Origin of the sequence: Burkholderia sp. NLJ2 (assembly GCF_049487195.1) — a bacterium.
In the GTDB taxonomy this organism is placed as follows: Bacteria; Pseudomonadota; Gammaproteobacteria; order Burkholderiales; family Burkholderiaceae; genus Burkholderia; species Burkholderia pyrrocinia.
The window spans coordinates 291,255-317,189 of record NZ_CP137808.1 but is presented as its reverse complement, the minus strand read 5'-3'; the positions used below and the strand labels follow the sequence as shown (position 1 = coordinate 317,189).

Here is a 25,935-nt window from a genome sequence, read left to right as displayed (position 1 = left end):
CGTGAACGACGCGTCGCCGCCCCTCGTCGAGATCAGCCACGTCGCGAAGTCGTACCGGCGCGGCAACCAGATCGTGCCCGTGCTGACCGACATCACGCTCGATATCGGCGAGGGCGACTTCGTCGCGCTGATGGGGCCGTCGGGCTCCGGCAAGAGCACGCTGCTGAACCTGGTGGCCGGCATCGACCGGCCCGACAGCGGCGAGCTGCGCGTGGGCGGCCTCGACATCTCGCAGCTCGCGGAGGCGCAACTGGCCGAATGGCGCGCGGCGAACGTCGGCTTCATCTTCCAGTTCTACAACCTGATGCCGGTGCTCACCGCGTACGAGAACGTCGAGCTGCCGCTGATGCTCACGCACCTGTCGCGCCGCGAGCGGCGCGAGCGTGTCGAGCTGGTGCTCGACATGGTGAACCTCAGTGACCGGACGAGCCATTACCCGTCCGAGCTGTCGGGCGGCCAGCAGCAGCGCGTCGCGATCGCGCGCGCGCTGATCACCGATCCCGTGCTGATCGTCGCCGACGAACCGACCGGCGACCTCGACCGCGCGTCGGCCACCGACGTGCTCGCGATGCTGCAGCGGATGAACGCCGAGCTCGGCAAGACGATCATCATGGTGACCCACGACGCGCACGCGGCCGGCGCCGCGCAGTCGCTCGTGCATCTGGAAAAAGGGGAGCTGATCGATGGGCACGCCGGCTGACCGGCTGCGGGAGCGCGCGCGATGTACGTGCTGAAACTGATCGCGCGCAACGCGCTGCGGCACCGGCTGCGCACGCTGCTGACCGTGCTCGGGCTCACCATCGCGGTGCTGGCGTTCGGGCTGCTGCACACGGTCGTCGACGCGTGGTACGCGGGCGCGGCCGCCGCGTCCAGCGGGCGGCTCGTCACGCGCAACGCGATCTCGCTCGTGTTTCCGCTGCCCGTCAGCTACGAGAACCGGATACGCGGCATCGACGGCGTGACGGCCGTGGTCCGCTCGAACTGGTTCGGCGGCATCTACCGCGACCCGAAGAACTTCTTCGCGAGCTTCGCGGTGTCGGAGAACTATCTCGACCTGTATCCGGAATTCATCCTGCCCGCGCAGCAGCGCGCCGACTATAACCGCGACCGCCGCGGCTGCCTGGTCGGACGCCAGCTCGCGACGCAGTTCGGCTTCAAGGTCGGCGACGTGATTCCGCTGAAGGGCACCATCTATCCGGGCACGTGGGACTTCGTCGTGCGCGGGATCCTCGACGGCCGCGACGATTCGACGATCACGCGCCAGATGGTGTTCCACTGGGACTACCTGAACGAGACGGTGCGACAGCGCACGCCGAAGCAGGCCGACCAGGTCGGCGTATTCGTGCTCGGCGTCGCGAACCCCGACGATGGCGCGTCGATCGCGCGCAACGTCGACGCCGTGTTCAAGAACTCGCTCGCCGAGACGCTGACCGAGACCGAGAAGGCGTTCCAGCTCGGTTTCGTCGCGATGTCGAACCAGATCATCGCGGCGATCCGCCTGGTGTCGTACGTGGTGATCCTGATCATCATGGCCGTGATGGCCAACGCGATGGCGATGAGCGCGCGCGAACGCACGGCCGAATACGCGACGCTGAAGGCGCTCGGCTTCGGCCCCGGCTTTCTCGCGCTGATCGTATTCGGCGAATCGGTCGTGATCGCGGTGGCCGGCGGCGGGCTCGGGATCCTCGCGACGCCGCCCGCCGCGAGCCTGTTCAAGCAGGCGGCCGGCGGCATCTTCCCGGTATTCAGGGTGTCGGCCGAGACGGTCGTGCTGCAAGCCGCGTGCTCGGTCGCGGTCGGCGTCGCGGCCGCGATCGTGCCGGCGTGGCAGGCGGCGCGCGTGCGCGTCGTCGAAGGCCTGCGGGCGATCGGATAAACACACGCATGGCGATCCCGCTCACCTACATCGCGCGCAACCTGTGGACCAGGCGGCTCACCACCGCGCTCACCGCGGGCGGGATGGCGCTCGTGATCTTCGTGTTCGCGACGGTGCAGATGCTCGACGCGGGGCTCACGCAGACGCTCGTGTCGACCGGCGAACCCGACAACGCCGTGGTGATCCGCAAGGGCGCCGAAACGGAGATCCAGAGTTCGATCGACCACCAGCAGGCCAACGCGCTCGAGATGCACCCGGCCGTCGCGCTCGGCCGCGACGGCCGGCCGCTCGTGTCGAAGGAAGCGGTCGTGCTGATCTCGCTCGTGAAGACGTCGAGCGGCAAGCCATCGAACGTCGTGATCCGCGGCGTGTCGCCGTCCGGCCTCGCGCTGCGCCCGCACGTGAAGCTGGTGGCCGGCCGCATGTTCGTGCCCGGCTCGTCGGAAATCATCGTCGGCAGCGCGATCGCGAAAGGCTTCAGCGGCACGCAGCTCGGCGACAGCCTGCATTTCGCGCAGCGCGACTGGACCATCGTCGGCATCTTCGACGCGGGCGGCAGCGGCTTCGATTCGGAGATCTGGGGCGACGTCGACCAGCTGATGCAGTCGTTCCGGCGCACGAGCTACTCGTCGATGGTGCTGCGCATCCCGAGCGCCGACGGCTTCGCGCGCTTCAAGGCCGACATCGACGTCGACCCGCGGCTGACCGACGAGGCGAAGCGCGAGCAGACCTTCTACGGTGACCAGTCGAAGGCGCTGTCGAAGTTCATCAACATCCTCGGCATCACGCTGTCGACGATCTTCTCGATCGCCGCGATGATCGGCGCAATGATCACGATGTATGCGTCGGTCGCGAACCGCGTCGCCGAGATCGGCACGCTGCGCGCGCTCGGCTTCAAGCGCATGAACGTGCTCGCCGCGTTCCTGCTGGAAGCGCTGCTGCTCGGCTTCGTCGGCGGCGTCGCGGGGCTCGCGTGCGCGTCGCTGATGCAGTTCGCGTCGTTCTCGACGACCAACTTCCAGACCTTCGCGGACCTGTCGTTCCGTTTCGTGCTGACGCCCGCGATCGTCGTGAAGACGCTGCTGTTCTCGCTCGTGATGGGGCTCGTCGGCGGATTCCTGCCGGCGATGCGCGCCGCGCGGCTGAAGATCGTCGACGCGCTGCGCGCGCAGTGACGCGCGCGGCCGCTCAGCGCACGTGCGGCACCCACGCGCCGTGGAACCCGGCCGGCACGCGGCGCGGCAGGTGCACGGTCGCGACCGGCCCCGCATCGATCGCGCGCGCATCGAGGATCACGACGTCGCTCGTATCCGTCGCCGCGCGGTAGACCACCACCAGCAGCCAGCCGTCGTCCTCGTCGACGCCGCCCGGGCGCGGCACGAACACCGGCTCGCCGTTCTGGTCGCCGGCCGGCACCGCGTAGCGCGTCGTCGTGCCGCGCGCGTGGTCGAAGCGCATCACGCCGCGCATTTCCGCCGGGTTCGGCTGCTCGACCGCATACACATAGCGGTAGCGGCGCCCCGTGCGGCTTTCGTTGATGCGCGGCAGCTCGATGCCGCCGTCGGCGAGCAGCCCTTCGTCGATCAGCCCGTTCGCCGTATCGATCACGTAGCGCCACAGCTCGCCGACCGGGTTGTCCGCAAAGCGGCCCCTGCGCGCATCGAGCCGCAGGAACCACGGATAGCGCACCACGTCGAGCACGATGCACGATTCGTCGCAGTCGTACGCGTTCACGACGTGCTGGATGAAGCACGGCTCGATGTCGAACCAGCGGACCTCGCCGCCGTGGCGCGCGATCACGCCGATGCGCGCAGGCCGGTCGTCGTGCCAGCGCAGCGGCATCCGATGGCCCTGCTTCAGCATCGAGAAGTCGTAGCCGACGTTCAGGTCGAGCAGCAGGCTGCGGGTTGCCGTGATCGCGAGGTCGTGCATCATCGACGGCGCGGGCACCTCGACCGCCATGTCGACGCGCTGCACGCCCTGTGCGTCGACGACGCCGTAGCGCAGCCAAGGCGCGCGCCAGTCCGCGCGAAACGCGATCAGTTCGCCTGTTTCCGGATCGACCTTCGGATGCGCGGTCATCCCGCCGTCGAAGCCCGCGTGCCGCGCCGGCACGCCGAGCGAATCGAGCGCGGCGGTGATCGCGAACGGCGCGCCGCCCTCCGCCAGCGCGAGCAATTCGCCGGCGTGCTGCAGCACGTTCACGTTCGGATTGGTGTCGGGCAGATGCGGCGCCTGTGCCGGCGCATGCACGGCGGCCCAGCGGCGCGTGCGCGCCCAGCGGTTCCGGTAGCCGGCCGCGCGGCCGCCTTCGAACGCGATCGCGTGCAGCATCGCGGCTTCCGGCCACCACGACAGCACATCGTTCCCTTCGAAGCGGCCGCCCGGCGGATTCGGGCCGTTGCGCAGCAGCGTGCCGTCGAGTTCGCGCGGGATGGCGCCGGTCACGCGCAGGTCGACGACGTCGACTTCGTCGGCAACCGGCGCGATCGCGCCGCGGTTCAGGTCGAATGAGGTCATCGCGTCGAGCGTTCCGTCAGCAGTCTTCGGTGGACGGCGGCAGGTCGCCGCGCGCCAGCGCGAGCGCATGGTCGCGCACGTCGTCCGGCCATCCGGCGATCAGCTCGGCCAGCCGCGCCGGGTCGTTCGCATACAGCGCCCGCGCGGCCTCCTCGAAACCGGGCAGGTCGCCCGCCATCGCCGACATGAAGTGGTACGCGCGCGCCTGCGCGTCGCGGCGCCGGTCGGCCGCCGCATGCGTGCGCCGCGCGTCCTCGACGAGCTTGCGCAGCGCGACGGACGCGCCGCCCGGCTGCGTGCCGAGCCATTCCCAGTGACGCGGCAGCAGCGTGACCTCGCGCGATACGACGCCGAGCTTCGGCCGGCCGCGGCCGCGCTGTTCGCCCGCGCCGGCCGGCTCGCCGGCGGCACCGGGCGCGTCGCCCGGCGGCGGCGCATAGCGCGCGCGGATATCGTCCGCCGTGCCGCGCAGGTCGAGGTCGATCGAGCGGCCCGTCGCGTCGTCGAAGATCAGGATCGTGCCTGACGTTGCATCGCCGGCTTGCCTGACCGCGAGTGCAACCGTCGCAAGCGGGCCCGACGCGAGCCGCCGGTGGCCGTCGAAAGCCGTGTACGAAGGAAGAAGCGTGGAGGTTGTCATCGTGGTCGCCCGCAGGCAGGAATCAGAATGTCGTTATTTTTATCCGGGTATAAATTGAATGTCAATATCATCCGGGTAAAATTCGGCAACCGCCCCGATGCTGGCCACTTCGGGCCGATCGATTCAAATGCTGAATCGATCGAGTCAGCAATTGGCATGAAAGCGAAGCTTTCGACATGACAGAATGGCCCGGACGCCCTGCCTGTATCGGCGTCCGGCGCCCGGCCTCCGGTCGGGGCGCCTGCACAATCAACGCGCGCACCCGACGCGCCTGCCGCACGACGGCACCTTCCGCCTTTCGGAGGAGACAGTCATGAATCCGCTTCAAGCGCTGCCGGCGTCCGCGTCGGCAACGGCCCGGCGCACACGCGTGCGCTGGCTCGTGCTGGCCGTCCTGTTCGCGGTCACGACGATCAACTACGCGGATCGCGCGGCGATCGCAATTGCCGGCCCGAGCCTCGCCCGCGCGCTGCACCTGAGCCACGTGCAGATCGGCTTTATCTTCTCCGCGTTCGGCTGGTCGTACGTGGTCGCGCAACTGCCGGGCGGCTGGCTGCTCGACCGCTACGGGTCGCGCATCGTCTATGCGTTCAGCATCTTCTTCTGGTCGCTGTTCACACTGCTGCAGGGCTCGATCGGCTTCTTCGGCGGCGCGGCCGCGTTCGCGCTGCTGTTCGGGCTGCGCTTCCTGGTCGGCGCGGCCGAGGCGCCGTCGTTTCCGGCCAACAGCCGGATCGTGTCCGCGTGGTTCCCGGCCGCCGAGCGCGGCACCGCGTCGGCGATCTTCAACGCCGCGCAGTACGCGGCGACCGTCGTATTCGCGCCGCTGATGGGCTGGCTCGTGCACGCGTTCGGCTGGCAGTCGGTGTTCGCGGTGATGGGTGTGATCGGGTTCGCGTTCGTCGTGGTGTGGAACCGCACGATGTACGACCCGAAGGACCACCCGAACATCAACCGCGCGGAACTCGACTACCTCGCAGAAGGCGGCGCGCTCGTCAACATCGACCAGGCGACGGGCGCGCACGGCGGCGGCCCGTCGATGCGCCACGTGAAGGCGCTGCTGAAGAGCCGGATGCTGATCGGCGTGTACGTCGCGCAGTACTGCATCAACGCGCTCACCTATTTCTTCATCACGTGGTTTCCCGTCTATCTCGTGCAGGCGCGCGGGATGTCGATCCTCAACGCGGGGCTCGTCGCGTCGATCCCGGCCGTGTGCGGGTTCCTCGGCGGAATTCTCGGCGGCGTCGTATCCGACGCGCTGCTCAAGCGGGGCCGGTCGTTGTCGGTCGCGCGCAAGGTGCCGATCGTGTTCGGCATGCTGCTGTCGATGTCGATGATCGTCTGCAACTACACCGATTCGCATGTGCTCGTCGTGCTGTTCATGGCGCTGTCGTTCTTCGGCAAGGGGCTCGGCGCGCTCGGCTGGGCCGTCAACGCGGACACCGCGCCGCGCCAGATCGCGGGGCTGAGCGGCGCGCTGCTCAACACGTGCGGCAACCTGTCGAGCATCACGACGCCGATCGCGATCGGCTACATCGTCGACCGCAGCGGCTCGTTCAACGGCGCGCTCGTTTATGTCGTCGCGCACGCGCTCGTCGCCGTGATCTGCTACCTGTTCGTCGTCGGCGAGATCCGCCGCGTCGAGCTTCAATGAACGGCGCGGGCCGCGCCGGCGCGTCCGGCGGCCCGCGCGCCACCGGAACCAGGAGCGAACCGATGTCCGAATCACGCCGTGCCGGCACCCCGCGCGTCACGCACATGCAGGTGATTCCCGTCGCCGGCCGCGACAGCATGCTGCTCAATCTGTGCGGCGCGCATGCGCCGTACTTCACGCGCAACCTCGTGATCCTCGACGACAGCAGCGGGCACACCGGCGTCGGCGAAGTGCCGGGCGGCGAAGGAATCCGCCACGCGCTCGAGCGCATGACGGATCGGGTGGTCGGCCAGTCGATCGGACGCTACCAGGCAACGCTCAACGCGGTGCGCGCGGCGCTGTCCGGCGCAGGTGCGGGTGCGGGTGCGGGCCGCACGATCCGGCACGAGGTGACGTCGGCCGGCGAGGCGGCCGTGCTGCGCCAGCCGCACGAGATCAACCTGCGGCTCGACAACGTGATCACCGCGATCGAGGCCGCGCTGCTCGACCTGCTCGGCCAGCATCTCGACGTGCCGGTCGCGGCGCTGCTCGGCGAAGGCCAGCAGCGCGACGCGGTACCGATGCTCGCGTACCTGTTCTACATCGGCGACCGGCGCCGCACCGATCTGCCGTATCGCGACGAAACGAACGCATCGGATCCGTGGTTCCGGCTGCGCAACGAAGCGGCGCTCACGCCGGCCGCGATCGCGCGGCAGGCCGAAGCCGCGGTCGAGCGCTACGGCTTCGCCGACTTCAAGCTGAAGGGCGGCGTGATGGCCGGCGCCGACGAGATGGAAGCGATCGCGGCGATCAAGGCGCGTTTCCCGGATTCACGCACGACGCTCGACCCGAACGGTGCGTGGTCGCTCGACGAAGCCGTCGCGCTGTGCCGCGGGCAAGGCCACCTGCTCGCGTACGCGGAAGATCCGTGCGGGCCGGAAGGCGGTTATTCGGGCCGCGAGGTGATGGCCGAATTCCGCCGCGCGACCGGCATTCCGACCGCGACCAACATGATCGCGACCGACTGGCGGCAGATGGATCACGCGGTGCGGCTGCAGGCGGTCGACATCCCGCTCGCCGATCCGCATTTCTGGACGATGCAGGGCTCGGTGCGGCTCGCGCAGCTGTGCCGCGACTGGGGGCTCACGTGGGGCTCGCACTCGAACAACCACTTCGACGTGTCGCTCGCGATGTTCACGCATGCGGCCGCGGCCGCGCCCGGCACGATCACCGCGATCGACACGCACTGGATCTGGCAGGAAGGCGACGCGCGGCTCACGCGCGAGCCGCTCGCGATTGTCGGCGGCAAGGTGGCCGTGCCGGAGCGGCCGGGGCTCGGGATCGAACTCGACATGGCACAGGTCGAGGCCGCGCATGCGCTGTACAACGAGGTGGGCGGCACCGCGCGTGATGACGCGGTTGCGATGCGCTATCTCGTGCCGGGGTGGACGTACGATCCGAAGCGGCCGAGTTTCGGGCGGGGGTGACGGGACGGCGGGAAGCAAGAAGCACCTGCCGGGCCGCCGGCCCGGCCGGCGGCCGATGCGCCGCTTCCCGCGTCATGCGGTCTCGGCACCGCCCTCGCGCGAAGCCGCGGCGGCTGGTGCGGGGTGCGCCACCGGTACGGCGTGCGTCACCGGTGCAGGACTCGCCGCAGGCTTGCTCGGATGGATCGCCGGCACCATCCCTTGCAGCGATCCGCCGGACAGGCCGATTTCGCCGAGCAGCGAATCGATCAGCGGTGCGTGCGCACGATAGGACAACGCCGCGGACATCGCCTGCTCGGCCAGATTGCCCCCTGCCGCGGCCGGTGCGCCGCCGTCCGCCGCGCCGTTGCGATTGAGCCCGTCGACCTGGATGATCTTGATGCCGTCGATCGACTTCATCGGCTCGACGGTCTGCTGAATCACGCCCGGCAGTGCCTGCAGCAGCGCGAGCTTGAACTTGAGGCTGGTCTGGTCCGACGACAGCGCGTTGATCGCGTCGTTCAGCGCACGCTGCGCCTCGGCCTCCGCGAGCCCCTTCTTGCGCGCCGCCTCGGCCAGCTCGACCATCGCGGCAGCCTGCATCTGGGCCGCATCCCGTTCCGCCCGCGCTTGCGTCGTAATGTGAACCGCCTGCGTTTCCGCCTCCTGGGACGCTTCGATCAGCGCGACCTGCTTCGCGCGATCCGCCTCGGCGGTCTTGCGCGTCGTCTCGACCAGTTGCTCGGCACGCACCGCGTCCGCGAGCGATGCACTCGCGCGCGCCTGCGCCTGAGATTGCGCCTCGGACTTCTCCGCGATCACGATCTCCTTCTCCTGCTGCGCGATTTCGGTCACTTTCGCCTGCTCGATCGCCGCCATCTGCGTCACCCGCGTCTGTTCGATCTCCTTCACGCGCACTTCGCGTTCCGCCTCCACCTTGCGGGTACGCACCGCCTGCTCGCGCTGGATCTCGGATTCCTGGATCTGCCGTTCGGCGACGATCCGGCTTTGTTCCGCCTCCTGGTGACGCTCGGCCTCGAACGCGGCAATGCGGGCGTTCTGCTCAGCCGAGCGCGTCTTGACCTGCTGCTCCTGCTCGAGCTTCATGAACGCTTCCTGCTGCTCGATTTCGAGCTTGCGGGAAAGCGCGTCGCGGTTCTTTTCACGGACGGCCACCTCGGTGTCCTGCTCGACCTCGTTGCGCTCCTTGCGGCGCCGCTCGGTTTCCTGGGTCAACTTCGTCAGACCTTCGGCGTCGAACGCATTGTTCGGATCGAAGTACTGCTTCGACGTCTGGTTGAAATTGGTCAGCGACACGCTTTCCAACTCCAGCCCGTTTTTCGTCAGATCTTCCGCGACCGTGTTCTGCACACCCTGCACGAATTTTTCGCGGGCGTCCTGCAGGTCCTGCATCGTCATCTGCGCGGCAGTCGAGCGCAGCGCATCGACGAACTTGTCGTCGACAAGCGCGCGCAGGTTTTCCGGCGCGAGCGTGCGCTGGCCGAGCGTCTGCGCCGCGGTCGACACGCCTTCCTCGGTCGGTGCGACCCGCACGAAGAATGCGACGACCACGTCGACGCGCATCCGGTCCTTCGTGATGAGGCTGTCGTGCGACGCGCGGCTCACTTCGAGCTTCAGCGTGTTCATGTTGATCGGGATCACCTCGTGAAACACCGGCAGCACCACCGCGCCGCCGCTCATGATCACCTTCTGCCCGCCGAGACCGGTGCGGACGAAGGCCCGCTCCGCGGACGCGCGGACGTATAGACGCGCGAAAATCATGCCGATCACGCAGATACCCACCACCACTGCCAATGCGACAGCGCCCCAGAATGAGAGTGCATTCATCATGATGTTTGTTCGACTCCTGTGTACGGATGGTGACAGCAAGGTGCGCCAGTCCCCGCCGCCCGAAACGGCGGCCGCCTGGCAAAACGGGATTCAGAGCAGTTCGGGGCGGGGATTTTCGATTGCGTGATAACGCGAACCCGAAATGCGCGATACGAGCAGGACCGTCGTGCCTTTCGCGAAAGTCCGGCCTGCCTCGTCCGGCTCCACCCGGACGTAGTGCTGCTGACCGTGTTCGTCGACAAGCCGCGCTTCGGCCGGATTGCCGAGCGACGCTTCACCGGTGACGATCCGCGCGGTGCGGCCGATGAAATCGGCTTCGGAAACCGCCGTGGTTTCGCTTTGCGGGAGAAAGCGCGCGACGAACTTGCCGGTATGACGCACGAACGGCAGCGCCGCGACCGTCGCCAGCCCCACGGCCAGCGCGGTGGGCAGCATGAAACCCGCCACGGCCTGCAGGGACGTCTGCAATGCGAGCCCGAGAACCGAAAAGCCGAGCAGGAACAGGATCAGCAGGATCAGCAGCGGAACCCGGCCGACATGCAGCCAGCCGAGAAACTGGCCGACGACGCCGGCGTCGGGGCCGCCGTCGGCGTGGTCGAGACCGAAATGCAGGACGAGCAAGTGGCCCGCATGCTCGGTCAGGCTCAGCCCCAGCAGCATCGACACGCACTCCAGTACCCCGATGACGATCATCAGTGCGATCGCGACGATGAACGGTGCGTTGCCCGGCAGCATCAGTGAAGAAGTCATTATCGTTTTGCTCTCAGGTTCGGAAACGAAGCATCAGGACATGTCGTCCGCCAGCGTTCCGGGTTGCGACTTCAGGCGGGCGACGCGCTCCTCGATCCGCTGTTCCTTGTGCAGCGTTTCGAGGCGATGCAACAACGACGGATCGGCCGACGAAGGACTGGTGCCCAACCCCGCCGTCCCGGTCGCGCCGGCCATCGTTCGGTTGAAACCCTGTTCGAGCTGCTCCGCCCTCGGGTCGGCGCCCGCCGTGCCCTGCGTGCGACGCTCGCCTTCGCCGGGCGCGGCCGCGCGCGCCGCGATCAGCTCGCGCAGCCCCGCTTCCATCTCCGCCCGCTTCGCGCGCAGGCCCAGCAGGTCGGCCTCGGCGACCTGCGCGCACTCGCTCGCCTCGTGAAGCGACTGCTGGAGCACGCCGAGCTGGTCCTCCAGCTCGATCTGCCGTTCCGCGCCGGCACGCACGGCCGCATCGTCGTTCCGCCCGAGCGCGGTGCCAAGCAGGTCGTTCAGCCGCTCGATCTCGTTGTTGATGCGCGCGATCGCCTTGGCCGCCTGGTACCGCGCGGCTTCGTGTCGCCCCAGCACCACCCGCGCCTGCGCGATCACATCGTCGAATTCGCGCAGGTACTGCTCGAGGATGGCTTGCGGCATGCGGCTTTCCAGCGAACCGATCAGCGCATGCACGTTCGCGGTCAACAGCCTTTTGACCCGGATTCCGAAATGTTCTGTCGTCACGACTTGTCACTCCTTCAGGGATTCAGGCGGGCCAGGTCGGCCCGGCCTCCAGATGCCGGCTTCGCGGGCTGCTCACGGATTTGCCTGCGCCGGCTGAATGAGGTTCGCCAGTTCCTTGACCTCGTGCACGTATGAATCGAGCACGGCCGGTTGATAGACGGGGGGATTGCCGGTCACGGCCAGGCGCAGCATGCCGAGCAGCAGGCGCATGCTCTTCGCGGTCAGCCGCGCTTCAAGTTCGCCGGCGGCCTCGCCGATCGGCTTGCCCGGCGGCGCCGCCGTTACGAGGCTGGCCATGAGTTCCGGGAGTTGTGCCGCGAGCAACGTCACGATTTCGGAGCGCTGATGCGTGGCGTGTTCGTAGGCGTCGATCGCGTCGAGCACCGGCCGCACCTGTTCCCTGAACAGCGCCGCACAGCGAACGAAATCGTGCGCCCCCTTGACCCGGCGGCGCGCGTCGGCAATCAGCGCGCGAATCTTGTCGCTCGGGCTCGTCGCATCCGGCAATTGCAGTTCGACCAGCCACGCGAGATCGTCCTCTGGAATTCGTACCGATACGGTTTGCATGACGTTCAGCCCCTTCGAGTCGCTTGCTCAAAGCATAGTGCGTCCGTATGCAAATGTATACGTTTGTATTTTGGGATAAATGCGAGGCGCCGGCGTCGCCAAAAACAAAAAGGGCCCGGTCTTGCGACCGAGCCCTTCGAATTCCGTTGGTGGAGCGGAGGAGGATCGAACTCCCGACCTTCGCATTGCGAACGCGACGCTCTCCCAGCTGAGCTACCGCCCCATCAGTCGACCATCATACACACGCATTTCCGCGCTTGGCAATAGGGGGTTCATCACCCCTGAAGCGTCACTTTGACGGCGCGCCGGCCAGCACCCACTCGACCACCGAACGGACGTCGGCGTCGCTCATGCGCGGGTGCGCAGGCATCGGAATTGCACCCCAGACGCCGGAGCCGCCTTCCTTCACCTTCTTCTGCAGCTTCGCCACGGCCTGCGGATCGGACTTGTAGCGGGCAGCGATATCCTTGAACGACGGGCCGACCAGCTTGCGGTCGACCGCATGGCAGCCCATGCATGCGTTGCCACGCGCCACCTTCAGGCCGTCGCCGACGTCCGCGTGCGCGGCGCCCAGCGTGCCGGCCACGAGCGCCGCGGCCGCGGCGCCCTGCACCATCCACTGTTTCATCTGCGCGACCTTCATTGCGACGGCGCCTTCGGGTTGCCCGGGTGCACGTTCGACGAATTCGAGATCGGCGCGGGCGGCTGCAGCGGCGTGGACTGCACCGACGCGTCGGGCACCGCACCGACCGTCGCGGTGTCCGCCGGCGCGGCGGCAGCCTGCGTGCCGGACGCGCCGCTCGCGGGCGACGCGGCCTGCAGCGCCTGCGCATCCTGCGGCTTGACGTACTGGAACACCTTCACGACCTTCTCGACGCCCGGCACCTGGCTCGCGGCTTCGGCGCCGCGATTGCCTTCGTCGACCGTCACGAGGCCCATCAGGTAAAGATTGCCGCGCTCGCTGACGACCTTGTAGTAGTTCGCCGAAATGCCCTTCGTCGCGATCAGCTCGGACTTCACGCGCCCTTCGAGGTACGAGTCGTTCGCGCGCGACGACAACGACGCCGCCGGCTCAACCGACAACTCGTTGACGATGCCGTTCACGTTGTTGATGGCGCGCACGATTTCCTCGGCGCGCTGCTTCGACGCGTCGTTCGGCACTTCGCCCGTCAGCAGCACGCGGCGGTTGAACACCGTCACGTTCACGTGCGACTGGTCGGGCAGCCCGTTGTTGATCTGCGAAAGCGCCTTGACCTGGATCTCGCGATCTTCCGTCTGCGCGCCGAGCGTACGGCGATCGGTCGCGATCAGCGCGCCGCCGCCGGCCGCTGCGCCCACGACCCCGAGCACACAGCCCTGCAGCGACACGGCGAGGCCCGCGGTCAGCGCGGCGAGCAGCGTGGTTCTGACGAGCGTCTGTTTGACGCGGCTTTGATTCATCGACGGCTCTCCTTCGTTCAATCCTCACCCAGCAGCATCGCGTCGATGCCGTCGCACAGGCAGTGGATAGTCAGCAGATGGACTTCGTGGATGCGCGCCGCGCGAACGGCGGGCACGCTGATCGGAATATCGGTGTCGGCCAGCGCGGCCGCGACCGTGTGGCCGCTGCCGCCCGTCAGCGCGACGACGGTCATCTCGCGCTCGTGCGCTTCGTCGATCGCCGCCAGCACGCGCGGCGACGCACCGGTCGGGTCGAGCACCAGCAGGATGTCGCCGGTCTGGCCGAGCACGCGCACCTGTTGCGCGAACAGTTGCTCGGCAGCCGCACCCGCGAGGCCGGCCTGCGACGCATCGGTGGCCAGCGCGATCGCCGGCAGGCCCGGACGCTCGCGCTCGAAGCCGCCGACGAGCGACACTGCGAGATAGTGCGCGGCGGCGGCCGACGGGCCGTCGCCGCACGCGACGATCTTGTTGCCGTTCGCCAGCGCGGCGAACATCGCGTCGACCGCGGCTGCGATCGGCAACGACAGCGCGTCGGCCGCTTCGGCGTGAAGCGCGGCGCTGTCGCGAAATTGTTGCTGAATACGTTCGACTGACATCGATTCCTGGTGAACTGGGCGCGTGGCACGCATCGCGCGACATCGTGGGTGCGGCGAGTTTACCGTACTCCGGCACCCTCTCCGGGGCTTCGGCAAGAACTCTTTACATCTCGTCACAGCTCGCGGCTACGCATCGTCGGTACGAAATGCGTCGCGCAGCCACACGAGCCGCCCGGCCTCGAACGCGACGACGTCGAAACGGCATGCGGCACCTGCACCGTGCCGCGCCCAGAACTGCAGCGCCGCCGCGACCAGACGCCGCCGCTTGCGCCAGCCGACGCTCGCGGCCGCGCCGCCATGACGGACGCTGCGCCGCGCACGCACTTCGACGAACACGAGCATGCCGTCGGGCTCGCGCATCACGAGATCGAGCTCGCCGCGCCGCATCGTCACGTTCGCCGCAACGAACACGAGGCCACGGCGTTCGAGAAACTGCCGTGCACGCTGCTCGAATGCCGCGCCGACCGGTTTGGATCGCGCCGCACCGGAAAAGTTGTCGCCCGCGCGCGGCAAACCGCGCCCGCCATCCGGCCGCGCCGCCTCCGCGTGGCACAATGCCGTCCTTGTTCCGCCTGCGCCGCGATTGCGTGCACTGCCTGCCATGACTGCCCTCCTCGAACTCGCGCATACGCAGCACTACCCGAGCGCCGCGCTCTACGTGGTCGCCACGCCGATCGGCAACACCGCCGACATCACGCTGCGCGCGCTGCACGTGCTCGGCCTCGCCGACCGCATCGCGGCCGAAGACACCCGCAACACGGGCCAGTTGCTCGCCCGCTACGGGATCTCGAAGCCGCTCGTCGCCGTGCACGAGCACAACGAACGCGAAGCCGCGCAGCGCGTGATCGAACTGCTGCGCGGCGGCGAACGCGTGGCCTACGTATCGGACGCCGGCACGCCCGGCATCTCGGACCCCGGCGCGCGGCTCGTCGATGCAGTGCGCGCCGCCGGCTTCGCGGTGATCCCGCTGCCGGGCGCGAGCGCGGCCGTGACCGCGCTGAGCGTGGCCGGCGACTGGGCCGGCGCATTCACGTTCGCGGGCTTCCTGCCGCCGAAGGCCAAACAGCGCGCAACCGCGCTGCAGGCACTGGTGTCGCACCCGTATGCGCTGGTGTTCTACGAAGCGCCGCACCGGATCGCCGAAACCGTCGCCGCGCTCGCCGACGCATTCGGCCCCGCGCGCCGGCTGCTGATTGCGCGCGAACTCACCAAGCTACACGAGCAACTGTTCCAGGGCACCCTGGCCGAAGGACAGACCTGGCTCGCCGGCGATGCGAACCGGCTGCGCGGCGAATTCGTGCTGGTCGTCGAAGGCGCGCCCGCGACGAGCGGCGAAGCCGACGACACCGCACACGACGCGCTGCTCAGGCTGCTGCTGGAAGAAGTACCGGTGAAGAGCGCGGCCAAGCTCGCGGCCGCGCTGACGGGCGCGTCGCGCAATGTGCTGTATGCGCGTGCGCTGGTGCTGAAGGAGGGCTGACGCGCGACGGTGCCGCGCGGAAACGACAAAGGGCTGCCGGAAGGCAGCCCTTTGTGCATGAGCGGACGGATCCGCCGCGTTACTTCGTCGAGACCGACGCGAGCATTTCGTCGCGTGCCTCGCGCGCTTCCTGCGGCGACAGCCCTTCGATCTTCACGCGGCCCGTGCCGGCGTGCACGAGGCCGATCACCTTGGCGGCCGCATACGACAGGTCGAGCACACGGCCGCGCTTGAACGGCCCGCGATCGTTGACCTTCACGACGACCCACTTGCCGGTCGACGCGTTCGTCACCTTGATGTATGACGACAGCGGCAGCGTGCGGTGCGCGGCGGTGAGCGCGTTCATGTTGAAACGCTCGCCGTTCGCGGTGCGGCGACCGTGGAAATCCCGCCCGTACCAGGACGCGCGCCCCGTCTGGCGGAAGTCGGACACGTCCTTGCCGTCGATCGGCTCGGCATCCGCCAGCGACGGCTTCTTCCCGTCCTTGCCGTCGGCAGCCGGCATCGACGCCAGTGCGGAATCGAAATTCAGTTGCTGCTTGTCGTTGTCTGCCTTCGCGGCAGCGGCCGTCTTGTCGACCGCGTTCTTCTGGTTCGCGCTGCCGGTGGTCTGGCTGGGTGGCACCGCGCAGCCCGTCAACGCAAAAAATAATGCAATGGTCCCGAATCGACTCGGAAATCGTACGTTCATCGACGTGTCGCCTTCTGGTTCGAGCCGCTCCTTCACGACGCTGCTTCACAGCGCACATACGCGGCCCGGACGGCAAATGCGTGCACGCCCCGCTCGAATGCGAGCAGGCGGCTAGCATGGGCGCGGCTTTCGTCTATGCCGCAACCGTCCTGATTAGCTTTCACGTCTGGCGCAACCTGTCCCCAACAGCCTGACCAGACCCCACATGCCGCCATCGAACATGGCTTCACGTTCGCGCGCGTCGATACGACCAACGCACAGGAACGGCGGCACAGGCCTCATCCGGCGGCGCGGCAGCAGGGCCGCAGGCGGGCGCGCAGCACCCGGCCGGACAAGACGTGAGCACCGAATGCTCGGTGCTGGATACACCGCCGGACTCCCCGGCGGCTGATGCTTGACGGTGATTTCGACGCCTCTTTTAACGGGGCCGAAACACCAGCGAATTGCGCGAAATTCACGCTCAATAGGGCGCATTATACATAAATCAAAACGCCGTCTCGAAAAGCGGCCCGGCCGGACCATTGATTCTCTCTATTGCGGTAACAATCGACATGCTCCGGAATTGCCCGTAGACGCGCGTCGCTCGGTGCACCACGCGGGCGGCAGGCAGCGCGCGCGACCGGTACAATCGCTTCTTTTAGCCGCCGGTGTCTCCATGAAAGTCACGCTCATTCCGGTCACGCCGTTCCAGCAGAACTGCTCGCTGCTCGTCTGCGAGAAGACGGGCCGCGCCGCCGTCGTCGATCCGGGCGGCGATCTCGACCGGATCGAACAGGAAGTCGCGCGGCAGAACGTGCAGGTCGAGAAGGTGCTGCTCACGCACGGGCACATCGATCACTGCGCGGGCGCGAAGACGCTCGCGACGCACTACGGCGTGCCGATCGAGGGGCCGCAGGAAGAGGAGCGCTTCTGGATCGAGAAGCTGCCGATGCAAAGCGAGCGCTTCGGTTTTCCGGCCGCCGAAACGTTCGAGCCCGACCACTGGCTGAACGACGGCGACACCGTGCGGTTCGGCGACGAGACGCTCGAGGTCTATCACTGCCCGGGCCACACGCCGGGCCACGTCGTGTTCTTCAGTCGCGCGCACCGCGTCGCGATCGTCGGCGACGTGCTGTTCGCGGGCTCGATCGGCCGTACCGATTTCCCGCGCGGCAATCATGAAGACCTCGTCCGTTCGATCAAGGAAAAGCTGTGGCCGCTCGGCGACGACGTCACGTTCGTGCCGGGCCACGGCCCCGTGTCGACGTTCGGCGACGAGCGCCGCACGAACCCGTTCGTGTCAGACAAGGTGTTCGGATGAACCAGACCGCCATCCCGGAAATCTACGTCAGCACCGACGTCGAGGCCGACGGCCCGATTCCCGGCCCGCACTCGATGCTGAGCTTCGCATCGGCCGCCTATACCGAGGACAAGCAGTTGATCGCTACGTTCTCGGCGAACCTCGAGACGCTGCCCGGCGCGCAGGCGCATCCGGTGCAGGAAGCGTGGTGGAAGACGGAGCCCGAAGCATGGGCCGCGTGCCGGCGCGACCTGCAGGCGCCCGAGGCGGCGCTGGTCGCGTACGTCGACTGGGTCGAGGCGCTGCCCGGCAAGCCCGTGTTCGTCGCGATGCCGGCCGGTTTCGACTTCACGTTCATGTTCTGGTACATGATGCGCTTCGCGGGACGCTGCCCGTTCTCGTGGTCGGCGCTCGACATCAAGACGCTCGCGTTCGCGATGACGGGGCTGCCGTACCGCAAGGCGATCAAGCCGCGCTTTCCGAAGCATTGGTTCGACGATCACCCGCACACGCACGTCGCGCTCGACGACGCGATCGAGCAAGGCGCGCTGTTCTGCAACATGCTCGCCGACCTGCGCCGGCAGCAGGCCGCGCTCGCGGGCCTCGCCGTGTCGGACACCGATCGGTCGGAAAACGCGGGGGCGGGACAAAATCCCACGGATCCGCGAGCAAATTAGCGAATCTCGCTCAACGGCGCCACGCCAGATTGCCTTTCCTTTCCCGGCCCTCTAACATTCAGCGTGTTGTAGCTGCCGCATGGAGGCGCAGGTGACGCTCGATTCCTTTTCGCAAAAAATCCTTCGCCTGTTGCAGCTCGACGCGCGCCGTTCCGTGCAGGAAATCTCCGACCAGGTCGGCCTGTCGAGCACGCCGTGCTGGCGCCGCATCAAGGACATGGAACAGTCCGGCGTGATCCAGCGCTACACGGCGCTGCTCGATCGCGAGAAACTCGGCCTGCACGTCTGCGCGCTCGCGCACGTGCACCTGACCCGCCACAACGAAGGCGGCGTCGAGCAGTTCGAGCGCGAGATCGCGACCTGCCCGGAAGTCACCGAGTGCTACAGCACGACCGGCGAAGCCGATTACATCCTCAAGATCGTCGCGCCCGACATCAAGGCCTACGACGTGTTCCTGCACGAACGCATCTTCAAGATCCCGGCCGTGTCGCAGGTGCGCACGAGCGTCGTGCTGCGCGAAATCAAGTTCGACACGCAACTGCCGCTGTAACGCACAGGCCCGCACGGCCGGCCCGCGTTCGCGGGCGTCACGTCACGCCTGCCCGGGCATCGCGCGCGTGAAGCCGATCCGGCGCGCGCCGAACTCGCGCTTGAGCGCGTCGGCGTCGAGCCGGCCGGCCAGCACCGCATCGGTGTCGCCCGGATCGCTCGCGAGCGTCACGTCGATCTCGAGCCCCGTACTCAGGTAATGCAGGTTGATCGCCGCCGCGCGCAGCCCGCGCTGCGCGAGCGCGGCTTCGAGCCGTGCCGCGATCTCGCCGCGCGGCGGCAGCGCGAGCGCCGGACGGCGCGCCGCGTCGTTCTCGGGATCGACGTGGATCAGCGCATCGAGCACGCGCGGGTCGGTCAGCACGCGCGCACGCGCGGTCTCGGCGATGTAATGCCCTTCGGAGACGGATATCTTCGGATCGACGAGGATGTGCGCGTCGACGAGCGCGGCATCGCCCATCTTGCGCGTGCGCAGGTCGTGCACGTCGCGCACGCCGGGCGTCGCCGCGAGCAGCGCGCGGATTTCGGCCGTGTCGGTCGTGTCCAGCGCGCGGTCGGAAAGGTCCTGCAGCGCGTCATAGCCGAACGTCCAACCCATCCGCGCGACCATGAAGCCGACGATCGCCGCCGCGATCGGGTCGAGCAGCCGCACGCCGGCCAGGCTGCCGACGATGCCGATCGCGACGACGAGCGACGACGCGGCGTCCGAGCGCGCATGCCATGCATTCGCGACGAGCATCGCCGAGCGCACGCGCCGCGCTTCGCGCAGCATGTAGCGAAACAGCGCTTCTTTCGACACGAGCACAGTCAGCGCGACGATCAATGCGGAAAAATGGACGGCCGGGATGTTTTCGAGATTAACGAGCCGGTCGCCGGCGCGCCAGAGCATGCCGATTCCGACCGCAATCAGGATCGCGCCGAGAAACAGCGACGCGACCGTCTCGTAGCGGCTGTGTCCGTAATTGTGGTCGGCGTCCGGCGATGCGCCGCTATGCCGATTCGCAACCAGCACGACGAAATCCGAGATCAAATCGGAAATCGAATGCACACCGTCGGCAATCAATGCCTGCGAATGCGCAATCGCGCCGACGACTATCTGAAATGTCGCAAGCACGACATTCAGAACAATACTGACGAGCGTGCTCTTGCGCGCAACAGCGTGCTTATCTGCGCTTTGCGCGTCGCCGGAAAACGTGGACATGAAATATGAGATATCGGTGTGCGATACGCAATTCTATCAAAGGCGCCCCGCGAACCCCGCCAATACCCACAAATTTCTTATTCAAATCAATCGCTTATACGAACGTGTCGCATTTTCATTCACGCGGCATTATTACATTTTCATGACATCGCTCGCGTGCCGGCCGGCGTCCGGAAACAAAAAAGCCGCGCTCCTGAACGGACACGCGGCTCTTTTGAGCAGACGACTTAAACAAACGTTTAAATCGCGAACTGTTCGCGGTTCTTGCCGGCGATCCAGCGCGGCGGCTTGCCACGGCCCGACCACGTCGCGCCCGTTTCCGGATCGCGGTATTTCGCGGCCACACCTGCGCGCGGACGGCCAACCTTACCTGCCTTCGCGCGGCTGAGACCGAGTTCGGCGAGCGAAAAGCCGTAGTCGGCAATTTTCTGCTTCACGTCATTCAGCACTTCAGCGTATTCACGCGACTTCGCTTCCTCGATTTGCTTCTCCAGCTTCTCCCGCTGGGCCAGCAGGTCCTTGTAAGAAGACATAGTTTCCCTTTCTATCTGACTAATGGCGCCAGTCTTCTGCCAGCTCACCATTCATGAAATATATGTGCCTCGGATTTTCGAAGGCAGAGATTAGCACAAAAAAGATTTGATAGAAGCGAGATTCACGAAAATCCCGAGACCAATTGTAATTCGCACATGTCATTTTGACCGGCCGCGGCCTTTTCTCAAATTTTTACGTTGCTACACAGAGATTAGGACATTAGCGATTGCCCATTAAGGTTATCAATATACGCAATTACCCTGCATACGAAAAATCAAAGCTTTCATCGGACGACAGGTTTGCGAAAATCGGATGACGCAGCTTGCCAAATGGACAAGCCGAGTTGCCCGCGACGTCACGTCACATCCCGCGCGCATGCGATCAGCCGGTCGCGCAGCGCGCCGGCATCGGCCGGCGGCGCGTCGAACGGCGTGCGCACGCGGCGGCCGCCGCACCGCCAGTCGGCGCCGTGGCGATCGACGCCGAGCAAGTCGAGCCCGTCGCGGCACGCGTCGCCGGTATCGTATGCGTCCCACAGCGCCTGTTCCTCGTCGAACCCGAGCGGCGGCAGCGCATCGAGATGCGTGCCGTCGACCCAGCCCATAAGCCCGAAGCCGCCGATATAGCGCAGCCGCTCGGTATCGAGCGCCCAGAACGTGAAATCGCCGAGCGCGAGATAGCGCGCGGCGTCCGGCTCGTAGCGCAGGTATCGTGCGGCGACGTGCGGATCGTCGCCAAGCGGCACGAAACGACCGAGCAGCGTCGCGCGTTCGGCGTTCAGCACGTCGCCGTCGGGCGCGTCGACGACGAGAAAACCCGCGCGCGGATCGGCGGCGAGATTGCGCGTGTGTTCGGCGAGGCCGCTCACGAGAATCACGGGACGATGGCTTGCATCGGGTGCAAACGGGACGACCGTCGGATACGGGAAGCCCTGCGGATCGTGCGCATGGGTGGCAAGCGTGCCGAGCGCGCAGCGGTGCAGCAGATGCAGGGCGAAGGCGGGATCGATGTTCAAGAGGACTCCTGCGGTCGAGAGGCGGCGCTTCGAGCACGCCGCGTGTGCTTCGATGTTACCCGCGGGCGCTGCGCGCCGCGTATCGGCCGAACGGCCGATGCGGCGCGAGGCACCGGACGGACGGCGCGCTGCCGCGACGTGGCCTGATCGCCGGATCGCCGGATCGCCGGATTGCCGGATTGCCGGATTGCCGGATTGCCGGATTGCCGGATTGCCAAATCATCGGTCCAACGGGCAGCACCCGGCAGGATCGTAAGCGGTTCGATAGAATCGGACGATTCCGACGGACGCCGCGTGCGTCCGCGCATTTCTAGACGAGCCTTCCGTGTCCGAATCCGCCTCCCCCGAATCGTCGTCCCCGTTTGCCGCGCCGCCCGACGCGCATCGCGTGCTGTCGCTCCCGGCCCGCCAGCGTGCGCGCACCGCGTCGATGGCGCTGTTCTTCGTCGCCGGCATGATGTACGCGTCGTGGGGCGTGCACGTGCCGACCGTGCGCGACAAGTTCGCGCTGAGCCCCGGGCTGCTGTCGATCGCGCTGTTCGCGGTCGCCGGCGGCTCGATCGCCGCGATGCTGACCATCGCGCGCTGGATCGCGCGCGTCGGCTCGCGTACCGCGTGCCTCGCGGGCGGGCTCGTGATGTCCGCGTGCGCGGCGCTGATCCTCGTCGTGCCCGACTACTGGATGCTGCTCGCCGTACTCGCGCTGTTCGGCTTCTCGATGGCGACGCTCGACGTCGCGATGAACGCCGAGGCCAGCGCGGTCGAGATCGCGATCGGCAAGCCGATCATGTCGTCGCTGCACGGGATGTTCAGCATCGGCGGGATGTCGGGCGCGGCGGCCGGCGGCGCGCTGCTGTCGGCCGGCATGGCGCCGGCCGCGCATCTCGCGCTCGCGGCGGCAGTGAGCGCTACGGTGCTCGTGGTGGCGAGCCCGGCCGTGCTGCCGCATGTGCCGCACCACGAACATGCGCACGGCGGCGGCAACCGCTGGCGCTCGCCCGCGCTGTGGATGCTCGGCGGCATCGCGCTCGTCGCGCTGATCGCCGAAGGCGCGATGTACGACTGGGCAACGGTCTACATGCGCGACGTCGTCGCGGCGAGCCCCGCGCTCGCGAGCGCCGCGTACGCGGCGTTCTCGGGCGGGATGGCCATCGCGCGCTTCGCGGGCGACGCCGTGCGCGCCCGCTTCGGCGCGCCGCAGCTGGTGTTCGCGAGCGCGTCGCTCGCGTGCGCGGGGATGATCGGCGCGCTGCTGCTGCCGTATCCGGCCGCCGTGTTGACCGGCTTCACGCTGATGGGCCTCGGCCTCGCGAACATGATGCCCGTGCTGTTCGCGGCCGCCGCGCGCGTGAAAGGCATCCACGCGGCCGAAGGGCTCGCGCATGTGGCCGGGCTCGCGTATTTCGGACTGCTGTTCGGTCCGGTCGTGATCGGTGCGGTCGCGCAGGCTGCGAACCTGACGATCGGCCTGTCGGTCGTCGCGCTGTGCGCGGCGCTCGTCGCAGCCGTCGCGCCGAAAGTACTCGCGCACCTGAAGATCTGACCCGCCCGTCAGCCAAAAAGAAAGCGCGCATGCGTTGCCGCATGCGCGCTTTCGCCCCTTCTGTTGACCGCTTGTTGCGTTACATCTTCACTTCGTCGAGCAGCGTCTTCTTGCCGCTCTTGTAGTTGTACAGCGAGATCACGCCGTGCTGCAGGTCGCCCTTCGAGTCGAAGGTCGTCGTGCCGATCACGCCCGTATAGTTCGTCGCCGGCATCGCCCCGAGGATCTTCGCCGGGTCCGTCGAGTTCGAGCGCTTCATCGCGTCGACGACGATGTACACGGCGTCATACGTGAACGGTGCGTAGATCTGGATCGGCTGGCCGAAGCGCTTCTCGAACTTCGCCTTGAACGTGCTGCCGCCCGGCATCTTCTCGAGCGAAGCGCCTGCTTCCGAGCACACGACGTTGTCGGTCGCGTCGCCGGCCAGGTCGGCCAGCTTTTCCGTGCACACGCCGTCGCCTGCGAGGATCTTCGCGCGCACGCCAAGCTGCTTCGCCTGCTTCGCGAACGGGCCGCCGGTGGCGTCCATGCCGCCGTACATGATCGCGTCCGGATTCTCACCCTTGATCTTGGTCAGAATCGCGCGGAAGTCGACCGCCTTGTCGTTCGTCGCGTCGTGCGACATCACCTTCAGGCCGAGCGCCTTCGCCTTCTTCTCGAACTCGTTCGCGAGACCCTGGCCGTATGCGGTCGAATCGTCGACCACCGCCACGCTCTTGATGCCCTTCGAGTGCGCGTAGTTCGCGAGTGCCGGGCCCTGCTGCGCATCGGTCGCCACCACGCGGTACGTGGTCTTGAAGCCTTGCTGCGTGTAGGCCGGGTTGGTCGCCGACGGCGAGATCTGCACGATGCCGGCATCGCTGTAGATCTTCGAGGCCGGGATCGACGTGCCCGAGTTCAGGTGGCCGATGACGGCGACGACCTTGTCGTCGACGAGCTTCTGCGCAACCTGCGTAGCCTGCCGCGGGTCGGCCGCATCATCCTGCGGGTCGAGTTGCAGCGTGACTTTCTGGCCGCCGACCATGAGACCCTTGGCGTTGATCTCCTCGACGGCGAGACGCGCACCGTTTTCGTTGTCCTTGCCCAGGTGTGCAATGCCGCCCGTCAAGGGCGCGACGTGGCCGATCTTGACGACTTGATCGGCGGCCGCGTTGCTTGCAGCTGCAACGCACAGCATCGCCGCAGCGGTGATCGGCAACAGCTTCTGCATTTTGATATTCATGTAAGTCTCCAGTTTCGGTCCCAATAAACGCCATCGCCCGGTGCCCCGCTGCCATCCCTGTGTTTGCAATCACTGGACGATTCGCCGGATGCATCGTTCATGCACTTGGCCTCAAGCACGTGAAAACAGCCGCTTTTAGCAGCCACCCGCCCGTACTTGCGCGCAAGTGTAGGTGATCAAATTAATTTGTGGGACTTTTTTGGGGTAGTGGTAACACTACTGATATGCGCACTTTGGAACGATGACTCGAATATCGCCACAAGCCCCGCCGGATAAGGGTTTCCGCTAATTTCCGGCAGCTTGCCGAAAGGTCGTTTCAAAAGATTCCCGGGGCATTTCGATTCGGTATTTTGTGCCCGTGATCATTGAATGAAACGCGCGTGACAACCCGCGCGTTTCTTCGTTTCGTCGTTCGATACGAACGATTCAGGCGGCCGACGCGCGCCACTCTGCGTCGAGCGCAGCGATGAGCTGCGACGTCGTCAGCGCATCGCCGCGCCGCCGCGCAAGCGGCGCGCCCTGGCCGGCCCACAGCGACAGGTAATCGCCGTCGTTCGCGCGCGCGGCGGCCTGGCGCAGCGGCTGCGTCAGCGCGTTCTGCACCGGGTACGGCGCGGCGTCGGCCACGCGTTCGCCGAGCCGCGCCATCAGCGTGTTGCGCAGCCCGCGCGCATGGCGGCCGGTGATCGCGCGCGTGACCTGTGTCGACGTATCCGCGCAAGCCAGAAGGCGTGCCTTCCAGTCCGCCGCGATCGCGCTTTCCGCGCAGGTCAGGAACGCCGTGCCGAGCTGTGCGCCCTGCGCGCCGAGCGCGAGCGCGGCCGCGATCCCGCGGCCGTCCATGATGCCGCCCGCGGCGAGCACGGGCAGCGCCGTCGCGTCGACGAGCTGCGGCACGAGTGCGAACGTGCCGATCAGCGCATCGTCGGCGGAACCGATGAACGTACCGCGATGGCCGCCCGCCTCGGCGCCCTGCGCGGACAGCGCGTCGGCGCCGGCCGCCTGCCACGCGAGCCCTTCGGCGACGTGCGTCGCGGTGCCGATCACATAGGTGCCGGCGGCCTTCAGGCGCGCGACGTCGGCCGCATCGAGCACGCCGAACGTGAAGCTCGCGACCGGCACGCGCAGCGACACGAGCGCATCGAGCTGCGCGCGGAAGTCGGGCGCATAACGCGCGGGGGCGGTGCCCGGCGGCAGCCCGAGCGTCGCGTTCAGCGGGTCGATCGCCGCGAGTGCGCGCGCGACGGTCGCCGCATCGGTCGCCGCGTCCGGCAGCACGAACAGGTTGACCGCGAACGGGCGATCGGTCGCCGCGCGGATCGCCGCGACTTCGGTCGCGAGACGCTCGGGCTCGAACGCGCCGGCGCCGAGGCTGCCGAGCGCGCCGGCGTTCGATGCGGCGGCGACCATCGCGGCCGTGGTCGCGCCGACCATCGGCGCCTGCACGAGCGGCAGGCGCAGGCCGAAGCGTTCGGAAAAGGGCGTGGAATACAGATGGGCAGGCATGACGAATCCTTCGATGACGATGCGCGAAAGCGCTTTGTGAAAGCCGGCACATCGACTCTATCGAAGCGGCTCGCCGCCGAAAAATGAATAATCGAGATCGAAACGATCGCTGCGCGAGAAGCGGGCGCGCGCCCTGCACCGCCGCACGATTGGTGGCACACTAG

Annotated in this window: 26 protein-coding genes and 1 tRNA gene; 10 read left to right on the top strand and 17 right to left on the bottom strand. The window is 67.3% G+C overall.

What is annotated here, in order from left to right:
- Position 1 precedes the first annotated feature (1 nt).
- The 3 genes from R9B84_RS01380 to R9B84_RS01370 are packed head-to-tail and all read left to right on the top strand — an operon-like array spanning position 2 to position 3,051.
- On the top strand, positions 2-700 hold the full coding sequence (locus R9B84_RS01380) for an ABC transporter ATP-binding protein (protein WP_423758980.1): 699 nt from the start codon (positions 2-4) through the stop codon (positions 698-700).
- A 21-nt stretch (positions 701-721) separates the two neighbouring features.
- A complete protein-coding gene (locus R9B84_RS01375; RefSeq protein ID WP_423758979.1) occupies positions 722-1,876 on the top strand; it encodes an ABC transporter permease in 1,155 nt (384 codons plus the stop codon).
- 8 nt (positions 1,877-1,884) lie between these two features.
- Positions 1,885-3,051 (top strand): ABC transporter permease, encoded by a 1,167-nt coding sequence (locus tag R9B84_RS01370; protein WP_423758978.1) that lies wholly within the window; start codon positions 1,885-1,887, stop codon positions 3,049-3,051.
- A 13-nt stretch (positions 3,052-3,064) separates the two neighbouring features.
- Here the strand turns inward: R9B84_RS01370 and R9B84_RS01365 are convergent, their stop codons facing one another.
- Both R9B84_RS01365 and R9B84_RS01360 read right to left on the bottom strand, forming a co-directional pair.
- The gene (locus R9B84_RS01365) at positions 3,065-4,396 is read right to left on the bottom strand and encodes a carotenoid oxygenase family protein (protein WP_423758977.1); all 1,332 of its coding nucleotides are present in this window, start codon (positions 4,394-4,396) and stop codon (positions 3,065-3,067) included.
- Between the two features lie 16 nt (positions 4,397-4,412).
- Complete coding sequence (locus tag R9B84_RS01360; protein WP_423758976.1) at positions 4,413-5,036, bottom strand: DUF2239 family protein; 624 nt, start codon at positions 5,034-5,036, stop codon at positions 4,413-4,415.
- Between the two features lie 313 nt (positions 5,037-5,349).
- Here R9B84_RS01360 and R9B84_RS01355 point away from each other — a divergent pair, with 313 nt between their 5' ends.
- Positions 5,350-6,690 (top strand): MFS transporter, encoded by a 1,341-nt coding sequence (locus R9B84_RS01355; protein WP_423758975.1) that lies wholly within the window; start codon positions 5,350-5,352, stop codon positions 6,688-6,690.
- 62 nt (positions 6,691-6,752) lie between these two features.
- Positions 6,753-8,156 (top strand): enolase C-terminal domain-like protein, encoded by a 1,404-nt coding sequence (locus tag R9B84_RS01350; protein ID WP_423758974.1) that lies wholly within the window; start codon positions 6,753-6,755, stop codon positions 8,154-8,156.
- 72 nt (positions 8,157-8,228) lie between these two features.
- Here R9B84_RS01350 and R9B84_RS01345 read toward each other — a convergent pair whose 3' ends face one another.
- From R9B84_RS01345 to R9B84_RS01305, 9 genes are all read right to left on the bottom strand, one after another.
- Positions 8,229-9,986: a flotillin family protein gene (locus R9B84_RS01345; RefSeq protein WP_423758973.1), complete on the bottom strand. Its 1,758-nt coding sequence runs from the start codon at positions 9,984-9,986 to the stop codon at positions 8,229-8,231.
- A gap of 90 nt (positions 9,987-10,076) precedes the next feature.
- Positions 10,077-10,736: a YqiJ family protein gene (locus R9B84_RS01340; RefSeq protein ID WP_423758972.1), complete on the bottom strand. Its 660-nt coding sequence runs from the start codon at positions 10,734-10,736 to the stop codon at positions 10,077-10,079.
- 33 nt (positions 10,737-10,769) lie between these two features.
- Entirely contained in the window at positions 10,770-11,417 is a 648-nt protein-coding gene (locus R9B84_RS01335; RefSeq protein WP_423758971.1) for a PspA/IM30 family protein, read from the bottom strand.
- A gap of 123 nt (positions 11,418-11,540) precedes the next feature.
- Positions 11,541-11,975, bottom strand: coding sequence for a hypothetical protein (locus tag R9B84_RS01330; protein WP_262539662.1), 435 nt, complete (start codon positions 11,973-11,975; stop codon positions 11,541-11,543).
- Between the two features lie 207 nt (positions 11,976-12,182).
- A tRNA-Ala gene (locus R9B84_RS01325) sits at positions 12,183-12,258 on the bottom strand.
- A gap of 66 nt (positions 12,259-12,324) precedes the next feature.
- Positions 12,325-12,678: a c-type cytochrome gene (locus R9B84_RS01320; protein WP_065498752.1), complete on the bottom strand. Its 354-nt coding sequence runs from the start codon at positions 12,676-12,678 to the stop codon at positions 12,325-12,327.
- Positions 12,675-13,475 (bottom strand): BON domain-containing protein, encoded by an 801-nt coding sequence (locus tag R9B84_RS01315; protein ID WP_423758970.1) that lies wholly within the window; start codon positions 13,473-13,475, stop codon positions 12,675-12,677. Before R9B84_RS01315 ends, R9B84_RS01320 begins: the two co-directional genes overlap by 4 nt.
- A 17-nt stretch (positions 13,476-13,492) precedes the next feature.
- Complete coding sequence (locus tag R9B84_RS01310) at positions 13,493-14,074, bottom strand: SIS domain-containing protein (RefSeq protein WP_065498753.1); 582 nt, start codon at positions 14,072-14,074, stop codon at positions 13,493-13,495.
- 126 nt (positions 14,075-14,200) lie between these two features.
- Positions 14,201-14,629 (bottom strand): YraN family protein, encoded by a 429-nt coding sequence (locus tag R9B84_RS01305; RefSeq protein WP_172902952.1) that lies wholly within the window; start codon positions 14,627-14,629, stop codon positions 14,201-14,203.
- Positions 14,630-14,675: 46 nt separating this feature from the next.
- Between R9B84_RS01305 and rsmI the strand changes: the two genes are divergently transcribed.
- Entirely contained in the window at positions 14,676-15,554 is an 879-nt protein-coding gene (gene rsmI / locus R9B84_RS01300; RefSeq protein ID WP_423758969.1) for a 16S rRNA (cytidine(1402)-2'-O)-methyltransferase, read from the top strand.
- 79 nt (positions 15,555-15,633) lie between these two features.
- On the opposite strand, the gene R9B84_RS01295 is transcribed toward rsmI, so the two are convergent.
- Positions 15,634-16,245, bottom strand: coding sequence for a septal ring lytic transglycosylase RlpA family protein (locus R9B84_RS01295; protein WP_423758968.1), 612 nt, complete (start codon positions 16,243-16,245; stop codon positions 15,634-15,636).
- Positions 16,246-16,900: 655 nt separating this feature from the next.
- On the opposite strand from R9B84_RS01295, the gene R9B84_RS01290 reads away from it, so the two are divergent.
- From R9B84_RS01290 to R9B84_RS01280, 3 genes are all read left to right on the top strand, one after another.
- Positions 16,901-17,545 (top strand): MBL fold metallo-hydrolase, encoded by a 645-nt coding sequence (locus R9B84_RS01290; RefSeq protein ID WP_069246884.1) that lies wholly within the window; start codon positions 16,901-16,903, stop codon positions 17,543-17,545.
- Positions 17,542-18,201 carry an exonuclease gene (locus R9B84_RS01285; RefSeq protein ID WP_027788625.1) on the top strand — a complete coding sequence of 220 codons (660 nt, stop codon included), beginning with the start codon at positions 17,542-17,544 and terminating at the stop codon, positions 18,199-18,201. Before R9B84_RS01290 ends, R9B84_RS01285 begins: the two co-directional genes overlap by 4 nt.
- Before the next feature lie 79 nt (positions 18,202-18,280).
- Positions 18,281-18,751 carry an Lrp/AsnC family transcriptional regulator gene (locus tag R9B84_RS01280; protein WP_006477376.1) on the top strand — a complete coding sequence of 157 codons (471 nt, stop codon included), beginning with the start codon at positions 18,281-18,283 and terminating at the stop codon, positions 18,749-18,751.
- Between the two features lie 42 nt (positions 18,752-18,793).
- Here the strand turns inward: R9B84_RS01280 and R9B84_RS01275 are convergent, their stop codons facing one another.
- The 3 genes from R9B84_RS01275 to R9B84_RS01265 form a co-directional block, all read right to left on the bottom strand.
- Positions 18,794-19,951 carry a cation diffusion facilitator family transporter gene (locus R9B84_RS01275; RefSeq protein ID WP_423758967.1) on the bottom strand — a complete coding sequence of 386 codons (1,158 nt, stop codon included), beginning with the start codon at positions 19,949-19,951 and terminating at the stop codon, positions 18,794-18,796.
- Between the two features lie 239 nt (positions 19,952-20,190).
- Entirely contained in the window at positions 20,191-20,484 is a 294-nt protein-coding gene (locus tag R9B84_RS01270) for an H-NS family nucleoid-associated regulatory protein (protein WP_006491875.1), read from the bottom strand.
- Positions 20,485-20,840: 356 nt separating this feature from the next.
- A complete protein-coding gene (locus tag R9B84_RS01265; RefSeq protein WP_423758966.1) occupies positions 20,841-21,500 on the bottom strand; it encodes a HugZ family protein in 660 nt (219 codons plus the stop codon).
- A 325-nt stretch (positions 21,501-21,825) separates the two neighbouring features.
- Here R9B84_RS01265 and R9B84_RS01260 point away from each other — a divergent pair, with 325 nt between their 5' ends.
- A complete protein-coding gene (locus R9B84_RS01260) occupies positions 21,826-23,043 on the top strand; it encodes an MFS transporter (protein ID WP_423758965.1) in 1,218 nt (405 codons plus the stop codon).
- A 79-nt stretch (positions 23,044-23,122) separates the two neighbouring features.
- Here the strand turns inward: R9B84_RS01260 and R9B84_RS01255 are convergent, their stop codons facing one another.
- The gene (locus tag R9B84_RS01255; protein WP_423758964.1) at positions 23,123-24,265 is read right to left on the bottom strand and encodes a branched-chain amino acid ABC transporter substrate-binding protein; all 1,143 of its coding nucleotides are present in this window, start codon (positions 24,263-24,265) and stop codon (positions 23,123-23,125) included.
- A gap of 426 nt (positions 24,266-24,691) precedes the next feature.
- Complete coding sequence (locus R9B84_RS01250; RefSeq protein WP_423758963.1) at positions 24,692-25,771, bottom strand: NAD(P)H-dependent flavin oxidoreductase; 1,080 nt, start codon at positions 25,769-25,771, stop codon at positions 24,692-24,694.
- Between the last annotated feature and the right edge of the window lie 164 nt (positions 25,772-25,935).

Excerpts from the sequence above, each read along its gene's own strand:
- R9B84_RS01345 (WP_423758973.1), bottom strand. The coding sequence starts at position 9,986 with ATGATGAATGCACTCTCATTCTGGGGCGCTGTCGCATTGGCAGTGGTG.
- R9B84_RS01310 (WP_065498753.1), bottom strand. The coding sequence starts at position 14,074 with ATGTCAGTCGAACGTATTCAGCAACAATTTCGCGACAGCGCCGCGCTT.
- R9B84_RS01285 (WP_027788625.1), top strand. The coding sequence starts at position 17,542 with ATGAACCAGACCGCCATCCCGGAAATCTACGTCAGCACCGACGTCGAG.
- R9B84_RS01315 (WP_423758970.1), bottom strand. The coding sequence starts at position 13,475 with ATGAATCAAAGCCGCGTCAAACAGACGCTCGTCAGAACCACGCTGCTC.
- R9B84_RS01280 (WP_006477376.1), top strand. The coding sequence starts at position 18,281 with ATGGAGGCGCAGGTGACGCTCGATTCCTTTTCGCAAAAAATCCTTCGC.
- R9B84_RS01360 (WP_423758976.1), bottom strand. The coding sequence starts at position 5,036 with ATGACAACCTCCACGCTTCTTCCTTCGTACACGGCTTTCGACGGCCAC.
- R9B84_RS01290 (WP_069246884.1), top strand. The coding sequence starts at position 16,901 with ATGAAAGTCACGCTCATTCCGGTCACGCCGTTCCAGCAGAACTGCTCG.
- R9B84_RS01320 (WP_065498752.1), bottom strand. The coding sequence starts at position 12,678 with ATGAAGGTCGCGCAGATGAAACAGTGGATGGTGCAGGGCGCCGCGGCC.
- R9B84_RS01250 (WP_423758963.1), bottom strand. The coding sequence starts at position 25,771 with ATGCCTGCCCATCTGTATTCCACGCCCTTTTCCGAACGCTTCGGCCTG.
- R9B84_RS01255 (WP_423758964.1), bottom strand. The coding sequence starts at position 24,265 with ATGAATATCAAAATGCAGAAGCTGTTGCCGATCACCGCTGCGGCGATG.
- R9B84_RS01275 (WP_423758967.1), bottom strand. The coding sequence starts at position 19,951 with ATGTCCACGTTTTCCGGCGACGCGCAAAGCGCAGATAAGCACGCTGTT.
- R9B84_RS01375 (WP_423758979.1), top strand. The coding sequence starts at position 722 with ATGTACGTGCTGAAACTGATCGCGCGCAACGCGCTGCGGCACCGGCTG.
- rsmI (WP_423758969.1), top strand. The coding sequence starts at position 14,676 with ATGACTGCCCTCCTCGAACTCGCGCATACGCAGCACTACCCGAGCGCC.
- R9B84_RS01340 (WP_423758972.1), bottom strand. The coding sequence starts at position 10,736 with ATGACTTCTTCACTGATGCTGCCGGGCAACGCACCGTTCATCGTCGCG.
- R9B84_RS01355 (WP_423758975.1), top strand. The coding sequence starts at position 5,350 with ATGAATCCGCTTCAAGCGCTGCCGGCGTCCGCGTCGGCAACGGCCCGG.
- R9B84_RS01295 (WP_423758968.1), bottom strand. The coding sequence starts at position 16,245 with ATGAACGTACGATTTCCGAGTCGATTCGGGACCATTGCATTATTTTTT.
- R9B84_RS01365 (WP_423758977.1), bottom strand. The coding sequence starts at position 4,396 with ATGACCTCATTCGACCTGAACCGCGGCGCGATCGCGCCGGTTGCCGAC.
- R9B84_RS01350 (WP_423758974.1), top strand. The coding sequence starts at position 6,753 with ATGTCCGAATCACGCCGTGCCGGCACCCCGCGCGTCACGCACATGCAG.
- R9B84_RS01270 (WP_006491875.1), bottom strand. The coding sequence starts at position 20,484 with ATGTCTTCTTACAAGGACCTGCTGGCCCAGCGGGAGAAGCTGGAGAAG.
- R9B84_RS01370 (WP_423758978.1), top strand. The coding sequence starts at position 1,885 with ATGGCGATCCCGCTCACCTACATCGCGCGCAACCTGTGGACCAGGCGG.